Annotated in this window: 18 protein-coding genes; 12 read left to right on the top strand and 6 right to left on the bottom strand. The window is 69.4% G+C overall.

The features are described from left to right. Nucleotides 1–163 precede the first annotated feature (163 nt). Nucleotides 164–1249 carry an inositol-3-phosphate synthase gene (locus CFN17_RS00230; RefSeq protein ID WP_208749394.1) on the top strand — a complete coding sequence of 362 codons (1086 nt, stop codon included), beginning with the start codon at nt 164–166 and terminating at the stop codon, nt 1247–1249. Nucleotides 1250–1448: 199 nt separating this feature from the next. On the opposite strand, the gene CFN17_RS00225 is transcribed toward CFN17_RS00230, so the two are convergent. From CFN17_RS00225 to CFN17_RS00210, 4 genes are all read right to left on the bottom strand, one after another. Then, nucleotides 1449–2408: a hypothetical protein gene (locus tag CFN17_RS00225; protein ID WP_208749393.1), complete on the bottom strand. Its 960-nt coding sequence runs from the start codon at nt 2406–2408 to the stop codon at nt 1449–1451. 194 nt (nt 2409–2602) lie between these two features. After that, nucleotides 2603–4315: a formate--tetrahydrofolate ligase gene (locus CFN17_RS00220; protein ID WP_208749392.1), complete on the bottom strand. Its 1713-nt coding sequence runs from the start codon at nt 4313–4315 to the stop codon at nt 2603–2605. 73 nt (nt 4316–4388) lie between these two features. After that, on the bottom strand, nt 4389–5654 hold the full coding sequence (mshA, locus tag CFN17_RS00215) for a D-inositol-3-phosphate glycosyltransferase (protein ID WP_208749391.1): 1266 nt from the start codon (nt 5652–5654) through the stop codon (nt 4389–4391). Between the two features lie 110 nt (nt 5655–5764). After that, the gene (locus tag CFN17_RS00210; protein ID WP_208749390.1) at nt 5765–7171 is read right to left on the bottom strand and encodes a 6-phospho-beta-glucosidase; all 1407 of its coding nucleotides are present in this window, start codon (nt 7169–7171) and stop codon (nt 5765–5767) included. A 127-nt stretch (nt 7172–7298) separates the two neighbouring features. On the opposite strand from CFN17_RS00210, the gene CFN17_RS00205 reads away from it, so the two are divergent. The 6 genes from CFN17_RS00205 (at nt 7299) to tsaD (ending at nt 13314) form a co-directional block, all read left to right on the top strand. Next, nucleotides 7299–8390, top strand: a complete 1092-nt coding sequence (locus CFN17_RS00205) for a carbohydrate kinase family protein (RefSeq protein ID WP_208749389.1) — start codon at nt 7299–7301, stop codon at nt 8388–8390. 776 nt (nt 8391–9166) lie between these two features. Next, nucleotides 9167–10387, top strand: coding sequence for an alanine racemase (gene alr, locus CFN17_RS00200; RefSeq protein ID WP_395925764.1), 1221 nt, complete (start codon nt 9167–9169; stop codon nt 10385–10387). Continuing rightward, nucleotides 10384–11040, top strand: a complete 657-nt coding sequence (tsaE, locus tag CFN17_RS00195; RefSeq protein ID WP_208749388.1) for a tRNA (adenosine(37)-N6)-threonylcarbamoyltransferase complex ATPase subunit type 1 TsaE — start codon at nt 10384–10386, stop codon at nt 11038–11040. The genes alr and tsaE overlap by 4 nt, the downstream gene beginning before the upstream one ends. Next, nucleotides 11040–11711, top strand: coding sequence for a tRNA (adenosine(37)-N6)-threonylcarbamoyltransferase complex dimerization subunit type 1 TsaB (gene tsaB, locus CFN17_RS00190; RefSeq protein ID WP_208749387.1), 672 nt, complete (start codon nt 11040–11042; stop codon nt 11709–11711). The genes tsaE and tsaB overlap by 1 nt, the downstream gene beginning before the upstream one ends. A gap of 53 nt (nt 11712–11764) precedes the next feature. Beyond that, the gene (gene rimI, locus CFN17_RS00185) at nt 11765–12232 is read left to right on the top strand and encodes a ribosomal protein S18-alanine N-acetyltransferase (RefSeq protein ID WP_208751251.1); all 468 of its coding nucleotides are present in this window, start codon (nt 11765–11767) and stop codon (nt 12230–12232) included. Next, nucleotides 12229–13314, top strand: a complete 1086-nt coding sequence (gene tsaD, locus CFN17_RS00180) for a tRNA (adenosine(37)-N6)-threonylcarbamoyltransferase complex transferase subunit TsaD (protein WP_208749386.1) — start codon at nt 12229–12231, stop codon at nt 13312–13314. The genes rimI and tsaD overlap by 4 nt, the downstream gene beginning before the upstream one ends. A gap of 70 nt (nt 13315–13384) precedes the next feature. Here tsaD and CFN17_RS00175 read toward each other — a convergent pair whose 3' ends face one another. Beyond that, nucleotides 13385–14536 (bottom strand): glutamate--cysteine ligase, encoded by a 1152-nt coding sequence (locus CFN17_RS00175; RefSeq protein WP_208749385.1) that lies wholly within the window; start codon nt 14534–14536, stop codon nt 13385–13387. A gap of 295 nt (nt 14537–14831) precedes the next feature. On the opposite strand from CFN17_RS00175, the gene CFN17_RS00170 reads away from it, so the two are divergent. Continuing rightward, the gene (locus CFN17_RS00170) at nt 14832–15665 is read left to right on the top strand and encodes a shikimate 5-dehydrogenase (protein ID WP_261792286.1); all 834 of its coding nucleotides are present in this window, start codon (nt 14832–14834) and stop codon (nt 15663–15665) included. Between the two features lie 71 nt (nt 15666–15736). Here the strand turns inward: CFN17_RS00170 and CFN17_RS00165 are convergent, their stop codons facing one another. Next, the gene (locus CFN17_RS00165) at nt 15737–16960 is read right to left on the bottom strand and encodes a class I SAM-dependent methyltransferase (RefSeq protein ID WP_208749384.1); all 1224 of its coding nucleotides are present in this window, start codon (nt 16958–16960) and stop codon (nt 15737–15739) included. Nucleotides 16961–17026: 66 nt separating this feature from the next. Here CFN17_RS00165 and CFN17_RS00160 point away from each other — a divergent pair, with 66 nt between their 5' ends. From CFN17_RS00160 to CFN17_RS00145, 4 genes are all read left to right on the top strand, one after another. Further along, nucleotides 17027–17476 carry a hypothetical protein gene (locus CFN17_RS00160; protein ID WP_208749383.1) on the top strand — a complete coding sequence of 150 codons (450 nt, stop codon included), beginning with the start codon at nt 17027–17029 and terminating at the stop codon, nt 17474–17476. A gap of 569 nt (nt 17477–18045) precedes the next feature. Next, on the top strand, nt 18046–18342 hold the full coding sequence (gene groES, locus CFN17_RS00155; protein WP_028275747.1) for a co-chaperone GroES: 297 nt from the start codon (nt 18046–18048) through the stop codon (nt 18340–18342). Nucleotides 18343–18422: 80 nt separating this feature from the next. Then, on the top strand, nt 18423–20033 hold the full coding sequence (groL, locus tag CFN17_RS00150; RefSeq protein WP_208749382.1) for a chaperonin GroEL: 1611 nt from the start codon (nt 18423–18425) through the stop codon (nt 20031–20033). 215 nt (nt 20034–20248) lie between these two features. Beyond that, nucleotides 20249–22303, top strand: coding sequence for an acyltransferase family protein (locus tag CFN17_RS00145; RefSeq protein WP_208749381.1), 2055 nt, complete (start codon nt 20249–20251; stop codon nt 22301–22303). Nucleotides 22304–22320: the final 17 nt, after the last annotated feature.

The following is a 22320-nucleotide window of genomic DNA, read 5'->3' as shown; positions in this document are numbered from 1 at the left end:
GAACAACCGCGGCCCCGGCGGTGTTGTCTAAACTACTAAGGGCGCCTTACCGCGCCGTGTCAGCCTGCCGCCCGCACCACAGAGCCGTACCGCTGAGCTTCGCAGCTGAGCCGTTCGACCGGGTGCGGCCGCGCCGGTCAGCCTTGTCCTCAAAAGGAGTTCCGTGTCTTCACATCCGATTCGTGTTGCAATCGTCGGCGTAGGTAACTGCGCCGCTTCGCTGGTCCAGGGCGTCGAGTACTACAAGGACGCCGACCCCAAGGCCACGATTCCGGGCCTGATGCACGTGGAGTTCGGCCAGTACCACGTCGGCGACGTCGAGTTCGTCGCCGCGTTCGACGTCGACGGCAAGAAGGTCGGCCAGGACCTCTCCGCCGCCATCCTGGCCAGCGAAAACAACACCATCAAAATCGCCGACGTCCCGCCGACCGGGGTCACCGTCCAGCGCGGCCACACCCTGGACGGCCTTGGCAAGTACTACCTCGAGACCATCGAGCAGTCCCCGGAGGAGCCGGTCGACGTCGTCCAGGCCCTCAAGGACGCCAAGGTTGACGTCATGGTCTGCTACCTGCCGGTCGGTTCCCAGGAAGCCGCGGAGTTCTACGCCCAGTGCGCGATCGACGCCGGCGTGGCGTTCGTCAACGCCCTGCCCGTCTTCATTGCCGGGACCAAGGAGTGGGCGGACAAGTTCACCGCCGCCGGCGTCCCGATCGTGGGCGATGACATCAAGAGCCAGATCGGCGCCACCATCACGCACCGCGTCATGGCCAAGCTGTTCGAGGACCGCGGCGTCACCCTGGACCGCACGTACCAGCTGAACGTCGGCGGCAACATGGACTTCAAGAACATGCTGGAACGCGACCGGCTCGAGTCCAAGAAGATCTCCAAGACGCAGGCCGTCACCTCCAACGTCGAGGCCGAGCTCGCCGCCAAGGACGTCCACATCGGCCCGTCCGACTACGTCCAGTGGCTCGATGACCGCAAGTGGGCCTTCGTCCGCCTCGAGGGCCGCAACTTCGGCGACGCCCCCGTGTCCCTGGAATACAAGCTGGAAGTCTGGGACTCGCCCAACTCCGCCGGCGTGATCATCGACGCCATCCGCGCCGCCAAGATCGGCCTGGACCGCGGCATCGGCGGCCCGCTGCTCTCCGCCTCAAGCTACTTCATGAAGTCCCCGCCGGAGCAGTTCAACGACGACCTCGCCCGCGAAAAGGTCGAGGCCTTCATCCGCGGCGACCTGGAGCGCTAGCCCCTCCACCCCCGACGCTCCCTCACTTTTGGGGTGTCCCAACCCGACGCTCCCTCACTTTTGGGGTGTCCAGACCCGACGCTCCCTCACCTGTGGTGGGGGAGCGTCGCAATTCCCGGGGAAAGTGGGAACGCTCCGGCATCTCTGGTCGGGATGCAATCGACCCTCCGTCACAACCGCAGGAGAGGGCTCCTTCACCTCAGATGGTGCTGGAAAATCCCGCTGCGGCGGCCGGACTGAGATACGAAGTCCGGAGAATGCGCTTGATTTTGGCGACGGCGCCGGCATAGCCATCGGACTGGTCGTCACGGGTGAGGACGAGGACCGTCCAGCCTGCAGCCTCGAAGGCCCTGTCACGGCGGCGATCGCTCACTACTTGAGAAGCGACCAGGTGGTGCCCGCCGTCGTACTGAATCGCCAGACGACGACGGCGATACCCAAGGTCCGCCGTCGGCGAGAACGGGCCGGCCGGGTGCAGCCGGAGCTGCAGTTCCGGCTCAGGGAGTCCGGCGTCGCACATCGCGAGGCGCAGGAGCGTCTCCGGCGCGGAATCCGAGCCAACGCGCATCAAGTCCAGTGCGGCCCGGGCACGGACGATTCCCTGCAGATTCGGGTGACGCCCCACCATGGCACGCAGCTCGTCGAAGGTCGCGTATGGCTCGCTGCGCCCCTCAAACTCAGGCCGGGGAATCCGGACAAGCTCATCGCCCATGCATACCAGCTCTGGCAGGTTGAGCCGCCGGGCGAGATCGAGCCAGGTCCGGGGGCGCGTGCTGATCCGGATTCCGTCCACCGTTTCGACCTCGCCGTCGAGTGCAAGGACCGTATGCCCGAGAACGCCTTTGCGCCGGACTTCCGGGAGCGCTCGCGGCTTGCTCAAGTGGAGCTCATCGGAGTCCGAGAGCCACGGAGGCAGGATCTGGCATCTGAGCCTGGCAGCCGTGACGTGCGAGATCCAAGCCCCGGGCGAGGCAGCGGACAACGCACGAGCCGCCGACTCCAGTTCGAAGTTCCACGCAGCCGGCCGGTAGAGTCCCCGGCTGACGTGAATGATGTCGGACTGTCTGAGCCTGGTATTCGGAATGCCCAGCGATCTGGCCGCGGCAATCGTGAACGGAGCAGCGGTGAGTTGGCCGGGGAGTTCCCTTGGCGTTTTCATGGTCGCATTGTGTACCGATTTGGAAAGCCGTGCAGGCGTTATCCACAGGTGGGCAGCATTGACTTACCAAAGCAGGCGCACGACGGCGGCCCCGCCATCGGCGCAATGCAAGAGGTGAGGGAGCGTCGGGTGGGGACGTGCGGGAGGTGAGGGAGCGTCGGGTGGGGGCGCGCGAGAGGTGAGGGAGGGTCGGGTTAGAAGAGGCCGGTGGGGTTGCCCGCGGCGTCGACGTCCATGCGCATCGCGGCCGGGACCTTGGGCAGGCCCGGCATGGTCATGACGGCGCCGGTGAGGGCGACGATGAAACCGGCGCCGGTCTTGGGAATGAGGTCGCGGACGTGGACGGTGAAGCCCTTGGGGGCGCCGAGCCGGGTGGCGTCGTCGGTGAAGGAGTATTGGGTTTTCGCCATACACACGGGCATCCCGGACCAGCCGTTCTTCTCGATCTCGGCCAGCCGCTTGAGGGCCGGGACCGAGAAGTCCACGCCGTCGGCGCCGTAAACCTCCTGCACGATGGTGCGGATCTTGTCCTCGATGGGCATGTCCAGCGGGTACAGGTGCCGGAAGCCGTGCGGGGCATCGATCGCCGCCGCCACCTTCGCCGCGAGCTCGTCCCCGCCGTCGCCGCCTCCGCCGCGGCCCCAGACGTCGGCCACCGCGGCCTGGACGCCCTCCGCGGCGCACCACTCGAGCAGCCAGTCCAGTTCCTCGGCGGTGTCCGTGGCGAACTTATTGACCGCCACCACCGGGACGATCCCGAATTTTTCGACGTTGCGGATGTGCCGCTGAAGATTGGCGACGCCGGCGGCCAGCGCCTCCACGTTGGGTTCCTTGAGCAGGTCCTTCGCGACGCCGCCGTGCATCTTGAGGGCCCGGACGGTCGCGACGAGGACGACGGCGGAGGGGGCGACGTCGGCCATCCGCGCCTTGATGTCCATGTACTTTTCGGCGCCAAGGTCGGCGCCGAAGCCCGCCTCCGTCACCACGATGTCGGCCAGGCTGCGGGCCGTCTGGGTGGCGATGAGGGAGTTGCAGCCGTGGGCGATGTTGGCGAACGGGCCGCCGTGCACGAGGGCTGGGGTGCCGGCGATGGTCTGCACGAGGTTGGGTTTGATGGCGTCCTTGAGCAGCATGGTCAGGGCGCCCTGGACCCCGAGGTCGGCCACGGTGACCGGCCGGCGGTCGTAGGTGTAGCCGAAGGTGATCCGGCCCAGCCGTTCGCGCAGATCGTTCAGGTCCGTGGCGAGGCAGAACACCGCCATGATCTCCGAGGCCACCGTGATGTCGAACCCGTCCTGCCGCGGGACGCCCTGGGCCGGACCGCCGAGACCGATCACGACCTCGCGCAGGGAGCGGTCGTTCATGTCCAGGACCCGCTTGAACGTCATCCGCCGCGGATCGATGTTCAGCTCGTTGCCCTGGAAGATGTGGTTGTCCACGAGGGCCATGAGGGCGTTGTTCGCCGACGTGATGGCGTGGAAGTCGCCGGTGAAGTGCAGGTTGATCTGGTCCATCGGGAGGACCTGGGAGTAGCCGCCGCCGGTGGCGCCGCCCTTCATGCCCAGGATGGGCCCGAGCGAGGGCTCCCGCAGCGCGATCATCACCTTGTGCCCGGCCCGGGCCAGGGAATCCGCGAGCCCCACCGTGGTGGTGGACTTCCCCTCACCGGCCGGGGTGGGGGACATCGCCGAGACGAGCACCACTTTTCCGGGCGTGTGCGCCGGGGCGCCGGCCGGGGCCTGCAGCCGGGCCGGATCGATCTTGGCCTTGTAGGGTCCGTAGAGCTCCAGCGCATCGGGGTTGATGCCGGCCGCCGCCGCGATCTGCCCGATCGGCTGCATCACGGCCCGCTGGGCAATCTCAAGGTCGCTGGGGACGGTGTTTCCGGCGGTGGTGGTCTCAGACATCGTTGTCCTTTTCGCTCGTGGCGTCAGCGGGTGTCCCGGTCCGGTGTCTCCGGCCCGGGGATCGGGGGTCCGGTCAGGGGGTATGGCCCACCGGCATGCTCAGGGTTCCAAAGTACTGGCTCAGGGCGGTGTGGTAACTCTCCAGTGTGATCGCGGCGGTGCGCTGCCAGCCGAATTCCTGGGCATGGATCGCGGCGGCACGCCCCATGTCGGTGCGGGTCTGGGGATCGTCGTAGAGGGCCTCGAGGGCGTCGGCCCAGTCGCAGGCCTTATGGCCCTCCACCAGCATCCCGGTCCGCCCGTCCTGCACGGCGCGGGACAGCCCGCCGACCTTGGTGGCGAGGACAGGGGTTCCGCAGGCCTGCGCCTCCAGGGCCACCAGCCCGAAGGATTCGCTGTAGGAGGGCATTACGACGACGTCGGCCGAGCGGTACCAGCCGGCCAGCTCCGGTGCGTTGACGGGCGGGTGGTGGGTGGCGACGTCGTCCATTCCGGCGGTGCTGATCAGTGTCTTCAGGTTGAAGTCCTTGGCGCCGCTCACGGCCCCCACGATGGTCAGCTGCAGGTCGATGTCCGGTCGCCGGGACCGCAGGAGCGCGGCGGCCTTGACCAGCACCTGCGGCCCTTTGAGCCGCTGGATCCGGCCGGCGAAGAGCAGGTGGAACTTCCCCGGGGCCACGCCGTGGTCGGCCCGGGCGCGGTTCCGGAACGCCGGGGTGAAGACGGTCAGGTCGACGCCGGGCGGCGCGACGTCGATGCGGTCGATGTCGGCGCTGTAGTGCGAGACCAGTTCCGCCGCTTCGGTGCCGGTGTTGGCGATGAGCCGGGCGGCGCCGTCGACAATCCGCTGCTCGCCGTCCTCCCGCCGCCGCGGCTCGGGCTGCTCGCCGGACCCGAGGAGCTGGTTCTTGACCTTGGCCATGGTGTGCATGGTGTGGACGAGGGGCACGCGCCAGAGGTCGGCCAGTTCCAGTCCGGCCACGCCGGAGACCCAGTAGTGGGAGTGGATGACGTCGTACCTGCCGTGCGGCTGGAGCTTCCGGATCCGGTCGATCTCGGCGACCATGCTGTGCAGCAGTTCCGGGAGCTCCTCCTTGGGCAGCTTCCGCGGCGGTCCGGCCAGGACATTGTGCACGCACACCCCCGGAGAGGGATGTTCGACGGCGGGCTGCGTCGCCGAGGTGGACCGGGTGAAGATTTCGACCTCGACGCCGGTCTCGGCGAGGGCCGCCGCCAGCGCCCGGACGTAGACGTTCATGCCGCCGGCGTCACCGGAGCCGGGCTGCTCCATGGGGGAGGTGTGCAGGGAGAGGAAAGCGACCCGGCGGATCAGCGACACGGTTCCCCTTTCCTCGGCACATGTGTGTTCGGATAAAACACTACTCCTGCAGCGGCCGCGGGTTCGCAGCCTGTTCCGCGGCGCCGCCGGTTCCGGCGCCTTGCCTGGCGCTACCGCGGGGGCGGCGCGGCCAGCAGTCCCGGGAACGCGGCCGCGTAGCCGGCGAGCAGCCCGGCGGCGAGGGCGTCCGAATCCACCAGCGGGTGCCGGGCGAACGCGGCGAGGGCCGCCTCCCGCCGGCCCGTGGTCGCCGCCTCCACCACGAGCCGCTCGACGTCCTTGACCCGCCGCATCAGCTCCAGTTCCGCCGGCCCCGGCGCGTCCTGCGGGAGCGGCACGGCGCCGTCGGGCGTCACCTGGCACGGGACCTCGACGACGGCGTCCGCCGGCAGCCCGGGCACGGCCGCCGACGCTTCGGGGCCCGGTCCGGGACCTGCCGGCGGGGCGGTGTTGAGGGTGTTGACTGTGTTGAGGATCAGCTCGGCCGCGCCGCCCCCGGAGAGGGCGCGCATGGCGGCGAGGGCGACGCGTTCGTAGCCGCCGCCGGCGAGGTCGGTCTCGTCCCGGCGTTCGCCCGCGGCGCGGGCCTCGGCCAGGTAGCCCTCCTCGCGCGAGCGGCGGGCAGCTTCCCAGAGCGCAAACGCCCCGGGCCCGGCGGCCGCCAGCCGGGGATAGAGCTCCTCCTGCTGCCGGGCGATGGATTCGCCCCGGGTCAGGTCCGCCCCGCGCATCCCGGCCACCGCGCGGGCGGTCTCGTAATAGTAAAAGAGGTATTCGTTCGGCAGGAGGCCCAGGCCGGCCAGGAACTCCTGCGGGAACAGGCGGCCCTCCTCGAAGCCCGCCAGCGCCGCGGGGTCCGCCAGCAGCGCCGGGAGCGCATCCAGGCCGCCGGACTCCAGCCGGTACAGCCAGCCGAGGTGGTTCAGGCCGTAGTAGCCCACGCCGTCGAGCCTGCCGTCCGGGAGCGTGACGCCGGCCGCGCGCGCCGCCCGGTGCACGAGGCCGCTGGCGGAGTCGCAGATCCCGATCACCCGGCGCCCGAGCACAGGCACGAGCGCCTCGGTGACGATGCCGGCGGGGTTGGTGAAGTTCAGCAGCCACGCATCCGGGCAACGGCGCCGCATCTGTGCCGCGAGCTCCAGCATGGGCGGGATGGACCGCAGGGCGTAGGAGATGCCGCCGGCGCCGGTGGTTTCCTGGCCCAGGAGCCCGAGGCTGAGGGCAATCCGCTCGTCGGCTATCCGCCCGGCCGTGCCGCCGGGCCGGATCGCGGCGAAGACCATGTCGGCACCGTCGAGAGCCTCGGCGAGAGATGACACGGCCCGGACCTGCGGGCCGGAACCGGGCGGACTTTCCCCGGCCAGCGACGCCAGGACGGCCTCGATCGCGGCCAGCCGCCCGGCGTCGACGTCGTAGAGCACCAGCTCCCGCACCAGCCCCGCGAAGGGCCCGGCGGAGAGCGCCCGGTAGACCAGGGGGACCCGGAACCCGCCCCCGCCGACGATCGTGAGCCGCATGCGCCCAGTCTATGCTTCGGCGCCCGCGGCGTTGCCCGGGGTGCGCCGGCGCTGCCTGCCCCGCAGCCGTTTCCGGCCGCCGTTCACGCGGTTTCGCCCGGCGGCGGGACGGCGTAGTGTGCCGTATATGGACGCGAATTCGACGCGGCGTTTTGACCCGCTGTCCGCCGTCCGCAGCACGGCCGCGGACGGGTTCGACCTGCTCCTGACCGGCACCGTGTTCCAGGACATCATCTTCACCGGGCTGCCGCACGCACCGCAGCCCGGAACGGAAATCTGGAGCGACGGGATGGGCAGCTGCCCCGGCGGTGTCGCCAACCAGGCAATTGCCGCGGCCCGGTTGGGGTTGCGGACCGGGCTGGCGGCCGCGTTCGGCGACGACGGCTACGGCGACTACAACTGGAAGATCCTGGCCGGCCAGGAGCACGTGGACCTGTCCCTGTCCCGGCGCGTGCCCGGCTGGCATTCTCCCGTCACGGTGTCCCTGAGCGTGGAGAAGGACCGGTCCATGGTGACCCATGGGCACCCGGCGCCGGTGACATCCACCGAACTCATCGGATCCCCGCCGCAGGCGCTCGCGGCCGTCGCCGAGCTGGGGGAGGAGCTCGAACCTTGGGCCCTGGACGCGCACAAGAACGGCGTCCGGCTGTTCGGCGACGTCGGCTGGGACCCGACCGGGGTGTGGTCCTCGGCACGGCTGGACAACCTGCGGCACTTCCACGCCTTCATGCCCAACCAGCACGAGGCGATGGCCTTCACCGGCAAGGACAGCCCCTGGTCCGCCCTGTATTCGCTCGCTGACCGGGTTCCCGTGGCCGTGGTGACCCTCGGCCCGCAGGGTTCCATGGCGGTCGATTCCGAGACGGGGGAGGAGGAATGGGTCCCGTCCCTGCCGGTCCGCGCGTACGATCCCACCGGGGCCGGCGACTGCTTCGGCGCGGCGTTCATCGTGGGCTGCCTCGCCGGCTGGCCGCTCGGGGACCGGCTGCGGTTCGCCAACCTGTGCGCCGCCCTGGCCGTGCAGGAAGTCGGCGGCTCCCTCGCCGCGCCCGGCTGGGGGGACATCGCGGACTGGTGGCAGCGCGCCAACGCCCGCAAGGAGCGGCAAAGCAGCCAGTGGCTGCGCCGGTACGGGTTCCTGGAGGAGATTGTCCGCGATGTTCCGTCACAGGCGCAGCGGCGTGCGACGGCGACCATCGCCCACCTGTCCGACGCGTAGGGGCAACGCGTGGGGGCAATCCGGGAAGGAGCGTGGCGGCAGGCCCGGGGCGGGTTGCGGTCACTCCCACCGCTGGACATGCTCAATCTTGACCCTGAGCAACGGACATGATGCTGTCATGCCCGTTGGCCCTGCCCGGTACTGGGCATGCTCCCTGCCGCGGGCGCCCGCGATGGGGCATGTCCCGCGTGAGAGTCGCGCCGGTTCGGGTTCACCGTTGGACATGCCCAGCTCCGGCCGTAGGCAACGGACATGATGCCGTGATGCCCGTTGGCCGTGCCCACCCGCGAGCATACTCCTCGTTGCGGGCACCCGAGAATGGGCATGCTCCTCGTTGCGGGCACCCGAGAATGGGCATGCTCCAAACGGGGCTGAACTTGCCCTGACAGTTGGGCTGAGGAATTCATTCCCGGCTCCCGGAGCGCGGCCCAGTCTGAGCATGTCCCGCGGGCCCGGCGGGGCAGTACTCCTGCACCGTTGGGTATGTCCTTCGCTGGGGCCAAGGACTGGGCATAGACCTGTTATGCCCGTTCGTGCGCGCGAGGAATGAGCATGTCCCGCGGGCCGGGCCGGGCGGTACTCCTGCACCGTTGGGCATGTCCTTCGCTGGGGCCAAGGACTGGGCATAGACCTGTTATGCCCGTTCGTGCGCGCGAAGAATGAGCATGTCCCGCGGTGAGGAATGAGCATGTCCCGCGGGGAAGGGAGGGCATGTCCAGCGGCAGGCCGTGCCGCCCGGATTCTTCGGCCCGCGGCGCCACCCCTAGAATCGTTAAGTGACTTACCAAGCAGCAACAGGCGATCTCCTGTCCGAACCGGCGGCCGCGCCGGTCCGCGCGGAGGAACGCTCGGCAGTAATCGACCTCGACGCCGTCCGGCACAACGTCCGCCACATCGCAGCGGTGGCCTCACCCGCGAAGGTCATGGCCGTGGTCAAGGCCGACGCCTACGGGCACGGCGCCGTCCACGTGGCCCGGGCCGCCCTGGGGGCAGGGGCCAGCTGGCTCGGCACCGCCCACATCTCCGAGGCCCTGGCCCTGCGCGCCGCCGGGATCGAGGCGCCGCTGCTGGCGTGGCTGCACACCCCGGACAGCAACTTCGCCGCCGCGGTGGCCGCCGGCATCGACATCGGCTGCTCGGGCTGGGAACTGGAACGGATCGTGGCCGCCGCCCGCGAGCAGGAACGGCCCGCGCGCATCCACCTGAAGGTCGACACCGGGCTGGGCCGCAACGGCGCCACGCTCGATGCCTGGGACGGTCTGGTGGGTGAAGCCATGGAGTACCAGGACCAGGGCCTGCTCCGCGTCGTCGGGATTTTCTCCCACCTCGCCGTCGCCGACGAGCCCGAACGGCCAGAAACCGACGAACAGCTCGCGGCGTTCCGCCAGGTCCTGGCCGTCGCCCAGGACGCCGGCGTGGACCCGGAGGTCCGCCACCTGGCCAACACCCCGGCCACCCTGTCCCGGCCGGACACGCACTTCGACCTGGTCCGCGTCGGGCTCGGGCTCTACGGGCTCTCCCCCTTTGAGGGGCAAAGCCCGGCAGAGCTCGGACTCCGCCCGGCGATGACGGTCCGCACCGTGGTCTCGCACTGCAAGGACGTGCCCGCCGGGCAGGGCGTGTCCTACGGGCTGAACTACCGCACGGACGGCGTCAGCACCCTCGGGCTGATCCCGCTGGGCTACGCTGACGGCGTCCCGCGTGTCGCGACCGGCGGCCCGGTCCGGGTCGAGGGCGTCAACTATCCCGTGGTGGGGCGCATCGCGATGGACCAGATGGTGATCGACCTCGGTCCCCGCAACGTCACGGCCGGGGGCCCGAGCATCCTCGGGGCCGAGGCGGTGCTGTTCGGTGACGGCGCCGACGGCGGACCCACCGCCGACGACTGGGCCCGGGCCGCCGGCACCAACAATTACGAGATCGTCACCCGGATCAGCCCCCGGGTGCCGCGCCGCTACCTGAACGAAGAGCCCGCCGCCGGCGACGAGCAGCCGTGAGCGGCCCCGTGTGGGAACGGCGCCTGGACGTGTCGACGGCGGCGCAGACGCACGCCCTCGGTGCGGCGCTCGGTGCCGTCCTCGAAGCCGGCGACCTGCTGGTCCTCACCGGCGAACTCGGTGCCGGCAAGACGACGTTCACCCAGGGCCTGGGCGAAGGCCTGGGCGTGCGCGCCGGCATCATCTCCCCGACCTTCGTCCTCGTGCGCATCCACCCCAACCTGCCCGCGGGTCCGCGGCCGGGCGGCCCGGACCTGGTGCACGTGGACGCGTACCGCCTGGAGTCGGCCGCCGAGATCGATGACATCGATCTGGAAAACACCATGGACACCGCCGTGACCGTGGTCGAATGGGGCCGGGCCCGGGTGGAACACCTGAGCGACAGCCGGCTGGAAGTGGAGCTGCACCGCACCCGCGGCGGTGCCGGGGACACGCCCGACGCCGGCCCCGCCGCCACCGTCGTTGACGCCGCCGCGCCGGTTCTCGATTTCGACACGGACGACGACGACGAGCCCCGGACCGTCGTGATCCGCGGCTTCGGCCCGCGCTGGGCCGAACCGCCGGCGCTGCCCGGCATCGACTCGTCCGGCACCGGTGAGCCCGAGACCGCACTGCCCGAGACCACGCCCCAGCCCCCGGAACGGAACGCCTGATGCTGATCCTCGCCATCGACACCTCGGCCGTCGCCAGCGCCGCGCTGGTCTCCGACGACGCGCCGGAATCCGTGCTGGCCAGCTTCGCCACCGAGGACACGCGCACGCACGCGGAGGTTTTGGCGCCGGGCATCGACGCGCTCCTGGCCGAGGCCGGGGTCAGCGGCCACGACGTCGACGCCATCGTCACCGGCGTCGGTCCGGGCCCGTTCACGGGACTGCGTTCCGGGATCGTCACGGCGCGCACGCTCGCCTTTGTCTGGGACAAACCCCTCTACGGCGTCATGAGCCTGGACGCGATCGCCCTCGAGGTCGCCGAATCCACCGAGGCGGCCGCGGAGTTCATCGTGGCCACCGACGCCCGCCGGAAGGAGGTGTACTGGGCCCGGTACACCCTCGCCGATGCCCAGCTGCCCCACCTGGCCGACGGCCCGCACGTCGGATTCGCCGCGGACCTGCCGGACCTGCCGGTGTACGGTGCGGGCGCCGGCATCTACTCCGACGTGGTCAAGGCCGTTGCGGAATTCAACACCCGGCAGCCGGAGGCTCTCTCGCTGGGCCAGTCCGCGCTCGCCCGACTCGCTGCGGGGGAGCAGCTCCTGGACTCCACCCCCCTGTACCTCCGCGAGTCCGACGCCCAGGTGCCCGGCCCCCGGAAGCGTGCCCTGTGAGCGCACAGCACCCCGCACCGATCACGCTGCCCGGCGGCATCACCCTGCGCGACATGGATGCCGCGGACATCCCCGCCGTCCACGACCTCGAACGCCGGCTGTTCCCCGTGGACGCGTGGCCGCAGCAGATGTTCCGGGACGAGCTCGCCCAGGCCGAAACCCGCCGCTACCTGGTCGCGGAGCTCCGCGGCGTCGTCGTGGGCTACGCCGGGCTGATGTGCATCGAACCCATCTCCGACGTCCAGACCATCGCCGTGGTGCCCGAACAGGAAGGCAAGGGCATCGGCTCGGCCCTGCTCAGCGAGCTGATTGCCGAAAGCCGCCGCCGCGGCGCGCAGGACGTGCTCCTGGAGGTCCGGGCGGACAACCCTCGGGCCCAGCAGCTTTACCGGCGCTTCGGCTTCGAACAGATCCACGTCCGGCCCCGGTACTACCGGGACGGCGTCGACGCCCTGATCATGCGGCTCCAGCTCCCCGGCGAGCCCCTCAGCCCCCAGCCCAAGGAAGCAGGCCGCCCATGAACCGCACCCAGCCGCTCGTGCTCGGCATCGAATCCTCCTGCGACGAAACCGGCGTCGGCATTGTCCGCGGGACGACGCTGCTGACCAACACCGTGTCCTCCTCCATGGAGGAGCATGTCCGCTTCGGCGGGGTGATTCCCGAGATCGCCTCCCGCGCCCACCTCGATGCGTTCGTCCCCACCCTCCACGAGGCGCTCGCGGAGGCGGACGTGTCCCTCGCGGACTTGGACGCGATCGCCGTGACCTCCGGCCCGGGGCTGGCCGGGGCGCTCATGGTGGGGGTGTGCGCGGCCAAGGCCCTCGCCGTCGCCACCGGAAAGCCGCTGTACGCCATCAACCACCTGGTCGCGCACGTCGGCGTCGGGCTCCTCGAACAGGGCGCCGCAACGCCGCCGGACGCGCTGCCGGAGAACATGGGCGCGCTGCTGGTCTCCGGCGGCCACACCGAGATCCTGCGGATCCGGAGCATCACGGACGACGTCGAACTGCTGGGTTCCACGATCGATGACGCCGCCGGCGAGGCGTACGACAAAGTGGCCCGGCTTCTGGGCCTGGGCTACCCCGGCGGGCCGGCCATCGACAGGCTCGCCCGCACCGGCAACGCGAAAGCCATCCGGTTCCCGCGCGGCCTGACCCAGCCGAAATACATGGGCACGGCCGAGGAACCGGGCCCGCACCGCTACGACTGGTCCTTCAGCGGACTCAAGACCGCCGTCGCCCGCTGCGTGGAGCAGTTCGAGGCCCGCGGCGAGACGGTCCCGGTCGCAGACATCGCCGCGGCCTTCCAGGAGGCCGTGGTGGATGTGATTACGTCCAAGGCGGTGCTCGCCTGCCGCGAGCAGGGCATCACCGAGGTGCTGCTGGGCGGCGGCGTCGCAGCCAACTCCCGGCTGCGCCAGCTCACCGAACAGCGCTGCGCCGCCGCGGGGATCCGCCTGACGGTACCGCCGCTGTCGCTGTGCACGGACAACGGCGCCATGGTGGCCGCCCTCGGCGCGCAGCTGGTGATGGCCGGGGTGGAGCCGAGCGGGATCGGGTTTGCCCCGGACTCCTCAATGCCGGTCACGACCGTCTCCACCTAGTTGTACTGAGCCCGCGCGGATTCCTGCCCGGCGGGCGGAAGCCCAGGCGGACGTCCGCCGGGCAGCGGGGCTAGGCTTCCGGGCCCTGCCGCATCTGCTTGACCAGGTCCAGGACGACGGCGCGCAGGTCCCCGCCGTGTTCGGCGGCAACCCGGCGCTGGCGCTGGTAGCCCGCGCCGCGCCGGATGATCTTCTCGACGTCGGCCAGTTCGGCGCTGCACCCCAGCTTCGCCGCGACTGGCTCCAGCCGCTTGAGCGTCGCGCGCAGGTGGTCGGTGACGAGCTGTTCGTTGCCCTCGGCGTCGAGGATGATGATCGCGTCCAGGCCGTAGCGGGCCGCGCGCCACTTGTTTTCCTGCACATGCCACGGCGGCATGGTGGGAATCGTGCCGCCGTGGTCCAGCGTGGTGGAGAACTCGTCGACGAGGCACTGGGTCAGGGCGGCGATGGCCCCCACTTCCTCCAGCGTGGCCAGGCCGTCGCAGATGCGCATCTCGATGGTGCCCAGGGCGGGGACGGGCCGGATATCCCAGCGGATCTCGGAGAGGGTGTCGATCACGCCGGTGGTGAACATGTCCTGGACGTAGGACTCGTAGTCCGCCCAGGAAGCGAACTGGAACGGCAGGCCCGCGGTGGGCAGCTGCTGGAACATGAGGGCGCGCTGGGAGGCATAGCCGGTGTCTTCGCCGCCCCAGAACGGGCTGGACGCCGAGAGCGCCTGGAAGTGCGGGAAGTAGTTGACCAGGCCGTCCAGCACCGGCAGGACCTTGTCCCGGCTGTCCAGCCCGACGTGGACGTGGACGCCGTAAATGACCATCTGCCGGCCCCACCACTGGGTCCGGTCAATGAGCTTGGCGTAGCGTTCCTTGTCCGTGACGGGCTGCAGCTGGGGCGGGCTGAACGGGTGGCTCCCGGCGCAGAAGACCTCCACGCCCATCGGATCGGTGACGTCGCGGACAGCCGCGAGCGAACTGTTCAGGTCCGCCTTCGCTTCCGCCACCGTGGTGCAGACGCCGGTGACGAGTTCCACGGTGTTCAGCAGCAGTTCCTGCTTGATGTGCGGGTGTTCGTCGTCCTCGTTGAGTTCGGGATGCCGGGCGGCCACTCCGCGGAGCACCTGGTTCGCCACGGAGGCCAGTTCACCGGTCTCGGCGTCGACGAGCGCCAGCTCCCATTCCACGCCAAGAGTCGACTGCCTGGACGAAGCGAACTCGATCTTCATGTGGTCCCTTCACTGTTCTGCTGTCCCTGGCCGTCGTCCTGCGGGGAAATGTGCCGGCAACACCCTTCGGACGTGCCCCCGGGGGCGCCACCGGCGGTGTCGGGTGACAACTCCCATGAAGGCGCCGGCCGGGTGGCTGGCAGGGCCGCGGGTGGTCCAAGTCTAGTGCAGGGCCGGCCCCGGAACGGTGTCAAAGTTACGCCTGGTGCGTGAGTGTATTCACAGGCGGTCCCGGCCGGCGGCGTCCCGGGCGGGGCTGCGGGGTGCGCGGGCGGTCCTGGCGTTTAATGGACCTGTGCCCATTCTGAACAAAGACATGACCCTGTGCATCTCGCTCTCGGCCCGGCCGAGCAACAACGGGACGCGCTTCCACAACCACCTGTACGAACAGCTGGGCCTGAACTGGATCTACAAGGCCTTCGCCCCGACCGACCTCGGCCAGGCGATCGCCGGGGTCCGCGGCCTCGGGATCCGCGGCTGCGCGGTGTCCATGCCCTACAAGGAGGACGTGATCGCCCTCGTGGACGTCATGGACCCCTCCGCGAAGGCCATCGATTCGGTCAACACCATCGTCAACGACGGCGGGAAGCTCACCGCCTACAACACCGACTACACGGCTATCGAGCAGCTTTTGCAGCGCAACGCCGTGCCGACCGACTACACGGTCCTGGTCCTGGGTTCCGGCGGCATGGCGAAGGCCACCGTGGCCGCGCTGCGGGATGCCGGGTTCAAGGACGTGACGGTCGTGGCCCGAAACGAGGCCACCGGACGCGGCCTGGCCGATCTCTACGGGTTCGCCTGGCGGGCCGAACTGGGCTCAGCGAAATCCGGGAGCGCGACGGCCGACATGATCATCAACGTCACGCCCGTCGGCATGGCCGGCGGCCCGGACGCCGAATCGCTGTCCTTCCCGCAGGAAGCCATCGACGCCGCCAAGGTGGTGTTCGACGTCGTCGCCCTTCCGGCTGAGACGCCGCTGGTCAAGGCCGGCCGCGCGGCCGGGAAGACCGTCATCACCGGTGCCGAGGTTGCCACGATCCAGGCGCTGGAACAGTTCGTGCTCTACACCGGGATCCGGCCGACCGATGAGCAGGTCCGGGCCGCCGAGGAGTTCATGCGCGCCCAGTAGCCGGCCGGCCGACGCCGCAGCCGTGGCCCTGTCGGAGCCGCGGCCGGCGCCTTTGCCGGACCGCGTGCGTATTAGACCGGCTCCACCGAGATGGCCACCCGGTCCTCGCCGATCCTGGTGAGGACCAGGGTAGCCGACTTTTTGTTCTTGCCCTTCGCGCTGCCGCCCGGCAGCAGCTGCTTGCGCAGCTCTTCCGGGGTGACGGCCGTGCCGCGCTTCTTGATCTCCAGGACGCCGATGCCCTGGTCCCGTACCCAGGCTTTGAGCGCCTTGACGTGGAACGGCATCACGTCCAGGACCTTGTAGGCCCTGGCGAACGGCGTGTCGCGCAGCTCGGGTGCGCAGATGTAGGCGATGTGCTCGTCCACTAGGTGTCCGTCCAGCTGGAGCGCGACGTCGGCCACCAGACCGGCGCGGATCACCGCCCCGTCGGGCTCGTACAGGTAGCCCTCCACCGGGCCCACGGGCGCCGCCGGGCCGGCGTCGAAATCCTCGCCGCTGGTGAGTTCGGCGGCACCGCGGGGACCGAGCACCAGGGCTGCCCGCCGCACTCCGGGGCGCCGCACTCCGTTGAACCACAAGGCCACCTCGGTGACGTCCCCGTCCACGGAAACCCACTGCGCCTCGCAGCCCGCCGGCACGGAATCGTGCGGCATGCCGGGCCCCATTTTCACGCCGACTGCGCGCCCGGTGCCGGCCAGCGACTCCACGAACGACAGCGGCGGGGAAAAGTCCTCCGGATCCCAGATGCGTTTGGTGCCCGAGGCAGAGGTGGTGCGCCGGGCCGGGTCCAGCCAGACGCCGTCGACCCCGTCCAGCGAAACCGCGGTGGCATCGGCGTGCACCACGGTGGCGTTGCGGAACGGGATCAGGTTCATCGTGGCGCAGGCCGCCGTGGCCTCGTCCATCTCCACCGCGGTGACCTTCAGGTCCAGGGACGCCAGCGCCATCGCATCGGCGCCCAGCCCGCAGCCGAGGTCCGCGACATGGCCGGCTCCCGCCTCCGCGAAGCGTTGCGCGTGCCGGGCCGCGACGGTCAGCCGGGTGGCCTGTTCCAGGCCGGCTTTGGTGAAGACCATTTGCCGGGCGAACTCGCCGAACTTGGCCTCGGCCTTCGTCCGCAGCCGGGACTGGGTGAGGACGGCCGAGACCAGTTCGGGGGAGTGGCCGGCCTTGCGCAGCGACGCTGTGAGGCGGAAGGCCTCGTCCTCGCGGTACGGGCCCAGCGACGCCAGCAGTTCCCAGCCCTCCGGGGTCAGGATCGGGGCGATGTGTTCCTGCGGTGCGTCAGTCATGCCATCCAGCGTAGTTCAGCGCCGGGGACCCGCTGTGAACGGACCAGCCGGGCTAGGCTTGACGGCATGGAAGACAGCGGTACAGGCAACAGCACCCCAGAGGACACGGCCGGGCAAAACCCGGCCGGACCGGACGGCACCGGCGGGGACAGCGCCGGTCCGGGACGCCGCCACCTCCACGGCCCGGCCCGCTACGCCCGGCCGGCGCTGATCGCCGGAGCCGTGATCGCCGTCGTGTGCGCTGCGCTGCTCGTGATCATCTTCTTCCTCGATTCCTTCAACGCCACGGTCTATTCCGTCGGCGGCAAGAGCGTCCAGGACGCCACGGATGAGGCCCGCGCCATCCGGGACACCTATGCCACGGCCCGGCTCGGCGGGATCATTTTCCTGCTGGTCGGCCTCGTGCTGGCCGCGGCCGGGGGACTGCTGGTGTACCGGCACCGCAACGACGCCGGCCCCGATGAGGATGCCGAGGACGGCGAGGACGTCGATTTCGAGGACCTCGCCGGCCAGTAGCCGCATGCCCCCACCGGACATGCCCACTCTTTGGCGCCAGCGCCGGACATGCTTCGCACCTCCGGTGGGACATGCTCATTCTGCGCGGCAAGGGGCGGGCATGCCCCGCGGAACCCCTTCGCCCCGGGGGACATGCTCATTCTGCGCGGCCACGGCTGGGCATAGCGGTGCTATGTCCAATGGTGGAGGCCAGGGCTGAGCATGTCCCGGGGCGACGAGGGCTGATGGGGGCCGGGTGACTGCGGGCCCGGGGCGTTGGGCTGGGGTGTCCACGGGGCATGCTCATTCTTTGCGGCCACGGGTGGACAGGGGGGTGCTATGTCCAGTGGTGGAGCCTCAGGCTGAGCATGTCCTGTGCGGGGATGTTCACCTGAAACGAATTTCTGGCACTCGCCTTGACCGAGTGCTAACCCGTTACATAGAGTCGTCATTAGCACTCTCCCTAGGAGGGTGCTAACACATGAAGCACGTTCCGCCAGGCGCGCTGCCGGCACCGCGACGACGGTCTGTACGCCTTGGCATCACCGCTTCATAGTCCACGAATTTGCTGACGAAAAGGAGAGGTCCGAGTGTCGGTCTCTATTAAGCCTCTTGAGGATCGTATTGTTGTCCGCCCGCTCGAAGCCGAGCAGACCACGGCTTCCGGCCTGGTTATCCCGGACTCCGCACAGGAGAAGCCGCAGGAAGGCGAAGTTGTCGCCGTAGGCCCCGGCCGCTTCGACGACAACGGCAACCGCGTTCCCGTTGACGTTGCCGTCGGCGACGTCGTCATCTACTCCAAGTACGGCGGAACCGAAGTCAAGACCGGCGGCACCGAGTACCTCGTGCTCTCCGCCCGCGACGTTCTGGCGATCGTCGTAAAGTAACTCTCTTGGACCCCCGCGCAGCCGATCCTTCGCCACGAACGGATCAGTTGCGCGGGGTTCTGTCTTGAAAGGACACAACCATGGCAAAGCAGCTTGCGTTTAACGACGCTGCCCGCCGGTCGCTTGAAGCCGGCATCGACAAGCTCGCCAACACCGTCAAGGTCACGCTGGGCCCGCGCGGCCGCAACGTCGTACTGGACAAAAAGTGGGGCGCCCCCACGATCACCAACGACGGCGTGACCATCGCCCGCGAAGTCGAGCTGGATGACCCCTACGAAAACCTTGGCGCGCAGCTTGCCAAGGAAGTCGCCACCAAGACCAACGATGTTGCCGGTGACGGCACCACCACCGCCACCGTCCTGGCCCAGGCCCTGGTCAAGGAAGGCCTGCGCAACGTTGCGGCAGGCGCCGCACCGGGTGAGATCAAGCGCGGCATCGAGGTTTCCGTCGAAGCCGTCGCTGCCCGCCTGCTGGAGAACGCGCGCCCGGTCGAGGGCACGCAGGTTGCCAACGTTGCCTCCATCTCCGCCCAGAGCGACGAGGTCGGCGAGCTCCTGGCCGAGGCGTTCGGCAAGGTCGGCAAGGATGGTGTGATCACCATCGAGGAATCCTCCACCACGCAGACCGAACTGGTCCTCACCGAGGGCATGCAGTTCGACAAGGGCTACCTGTCCCCGTACTTCGTCACCGACGCGGAGCGCCAGGAAGCCGTCCTCGAGGACGCCCTGATCCTGATCAACCAGGGCAAGATCTCCTCAGTGCAGGAATTCCTGCCGCTGCTGGAAAAGGCGCTGCAGAGCTCCAAGCCGCTCTTCATCATCGCCGAGGACGTCGAGGGCGAGGCCCTCTCCACGCTGATCGTCAACCGCATCCGCGGCACCCTGAACGTCGTGGCCGTCAAGGCGCCGGGCTTCGGCGACCGCCGCAAGGCCATGCTGCAGGACATCGCGACCCTCACCGGCGCCCAGGTCGTTTCCCCGGAGCTGGGCCTGAGCCTGGACACCGTTGGCCTTGAGGTGCTCGGCACCGCCCGCCGCATCACGGTCACCAAGGACAATACGACGATCGTCGACGGCGCCGGTTCGGCCGAGGACGTTGCCGCCCGCGTTGCCCAGCTGCGCGCCGAGCTGACCCGTACGGATTCCGACTGGGACAAGGAAAAGCTGCAGGAACGCCTGGCCAAGCTGGCCGGCGGCATCGGCGTGATCAAGGTCGGCGCCGCCACCGAGGTCGAGCTGAAGGAAAAGAAGCACCGCATCGAGGACGCCGTGTCCTCGACCCGTGCGGCCCTTGAAGAAGGCATCGTCGCCGGTGGCGGCTCCGCCCTCATTCACGCGCTGAAGGCCCTCGACGAGGACTCCGCCGTTCAGGCCCTCGAAGGTGACGCGGCTGCCGCCGTCGGCATCGTCCGCCGCGCCCTGACCCAGCCGCTGCGCTGGATCGCCCAGAACGCCGGCTTTGACGGCTACGTGGTGGTTGCCAAGGTGGCCGAATCCGCCGTCAACCAGGGCTTCAACGCCAAGTCCGGCGACTACGAGGACCTGATCGCCGCCGGCGTGATCGACCCCGTCAAGGTGACGCGTGCGGCCCTCCGCAACGCTGCCTCCATCGCCGCGCTGGTCCTCACCACGGAAACCCTCGTGGTGGAGAAGCCGGCTGACGAAGACGAGCACGCAGGCCACCAGCACTAAGCTGCGCCCGCAAGAGGGACGGCCCGGCAACCTGCCGGGCCGTCCCTTTTTTGCGGCCGGACCCGGCCCGGCGGCGCACGGACGCCGCAGCGAATTAACTGGAAACTCCCATCTTGGCGTGCCTGAATAGAGAGCGATGCCCGCCGCGACGATTGGCCATCAAGATTACGGTTGGGTAACATGGACGTTTTGGTTACCGGTATGAGGGGTTTTCTATGACACAGCAAAGAACCCTGGTCCCGCCTGCCCAATCCGGCGGCGCTCCGCCGACAAACCGCAAGCCCACTTTCCGGCCCGAAATCCAAGGGCTCCGGTCCCTGGCCGTGCTCATGGTCATGAGCTACCACATTTGGCTGGGCCGGGTCTCCGGCGGCGTGGACGTGTTCTTGCTGATCTCGGCGTTCCTCATGACGCTGCAGTTCGTCGGACGCTATGAACAGCGCCGGCCCATGGCACTGATCAAACACTGGCTGCACCTCTTCCGGCGCCTGGTCCCGGCCGCCGTCACCGTGCTCGTGGCCGTCCTCGCCGCCAGCATCCTCTTCCTTCCGCGGACCCGCTGGCTCGAAGTGATCTCCCAGGGCTGGGCCTCCCTCTTCTACGTCGAGAATTGGTTCCTGCAGTCCCAGGCCACCAATTACTACGCCTCGGACCACAGCCAGGCCAGTCCCTTCCAGCACTTCTGGTCCCTCTCGATCCAGGGACAGGTGTTTATCCTGTGGCCGCTGATCTTCGCCGGCGCGGCCCTCGTGGCCAGGCGCTTCAAGCTCCGCTACCGCGTGCTGCTCTGCTACATCTTCGCCGCGATCTTCGTCGGCTCCCTGATTTTCTCGATCCTCTACACCCGGTCGTCCCAGACCGAGGCCTACTTCGACACCGGGGCACGCCTGTGGGAGTTCGCCCTGGGCACCCTCGTGGCGTTGTTCCTGCCGGCCCTGCGGCTTCCCCGGAAGGTCCGCATGGGACTGGGCTGGCTGGGCATTGTGGCCATGCTCAGCTGCGGCCTCCTGCTCAACGTGGAGGCATCCTTCCCCGGGTACGTGGCCCTCTGGCCCACCCTGGCCGCAGCCTGCGTGATCGTGGCCGGGCAGACCGGCAGCAAGCTTGGCGTCGACCGCTTCCTCAGCTCGGGCCCCCTGGTCCGGCTCGGGGACATCTCCTACGCCTTGTACCTGTGGCACTGGCCGGTCCTGGTCATCTCGCTGGCCGCGACGGACAAGGACCGGGCCGGGCCCATCACGGGTTCCGTGATTGTGGCCGTTTCGCTGGTGCTCGCCTACCTCACCACCCGCTTCATTGAAAAGCCCTGGCGGGAGTGGAAATGGCCGGAGCTCAAGCGGCGGCGCGCCGCCATCGCGATCGCCGCGGCCGTGGTGACCGCCGTCGTGCCGCTGGTGGGGTGGCAGCTCCAGATCAACGTCGCCACGGCGGCGGCCGCCAGCCAGGCCTGGGCCAACAACCCGGGCGCCCGGGCACTGGACCCGGCCTATGTCAGCGGGGCCGACCCTTCCGCCCCGCTCCTTCCCAGCCTCACGACCGTCGCGGACGACTGGCCCAAGTATGAGGGCGGCTGCACGTCGAATGAGAAGGAACTCACGAACATCTGCACCAATGGCAAGCAGAATGCCGCCAAGACCGTGGTGATCATCGGCAATTCGCACGCCCACGTCTGGGCCACCCCCGTCCTGAGCCTGGCCGAGAAGTACGGGTGGAAGGTGGAGGCCATCACCAAGGGCTACTGCCCGGTCACGGTCGGTCCGGCGCCGGGGCTCTCCGACGGCTGCCTGGACTTCAACAAGGACACCCTCAAGAAGGTGCTGGACATGAAGCCGGACCTCGTGGTGACCACGAGCACCCGCACGGAACCGGCCCCGGGGGCCACGGAGTTCATGGACCCGGGCTGGGTTCCGCCGATCAAATCCATTAACGACGCCGGCATCCCTGTCGTGGCGCTGCGGGACACCCCGCGCATGCACAAGCCCGTGCCCGCGTGCCTGGAGGATGATCCCGACGACTACGCGGCCTGCGGATCGACGACGGCCGAGAACTACCAGGCCACGTCGCCCGACACAGCGGTGGCCGGGCAGTTGCCGGACACGAAGTTCCTGGACTTCAGCCGTTTCTTCTGCCAGAAGCAGGTGTGTCCGGCCGTGATCGGCAACGTCATGGTCTACAAGGACGACAACCACGTCACCAGGACCTACATGGAGAGCCTCACCCCGTACTTCGAGACGGAGTTCCTGGCGGCGACCGGCTGGAACGCCGGGTAACGGGCACCCGCGCCGCG

Source organism: Arthrobacter sp. PM3, assembly GCF_003352915.1.
Taxonomy (GTDB): domain Bacteria; phylum Actinomycetota; class Actinomycetes; order Actinomycetales; family Micrococcaceae; genus Arthrobacter.
This window is presented reverse-complemented; position numbering and strand designations above follow the sequence as displayed.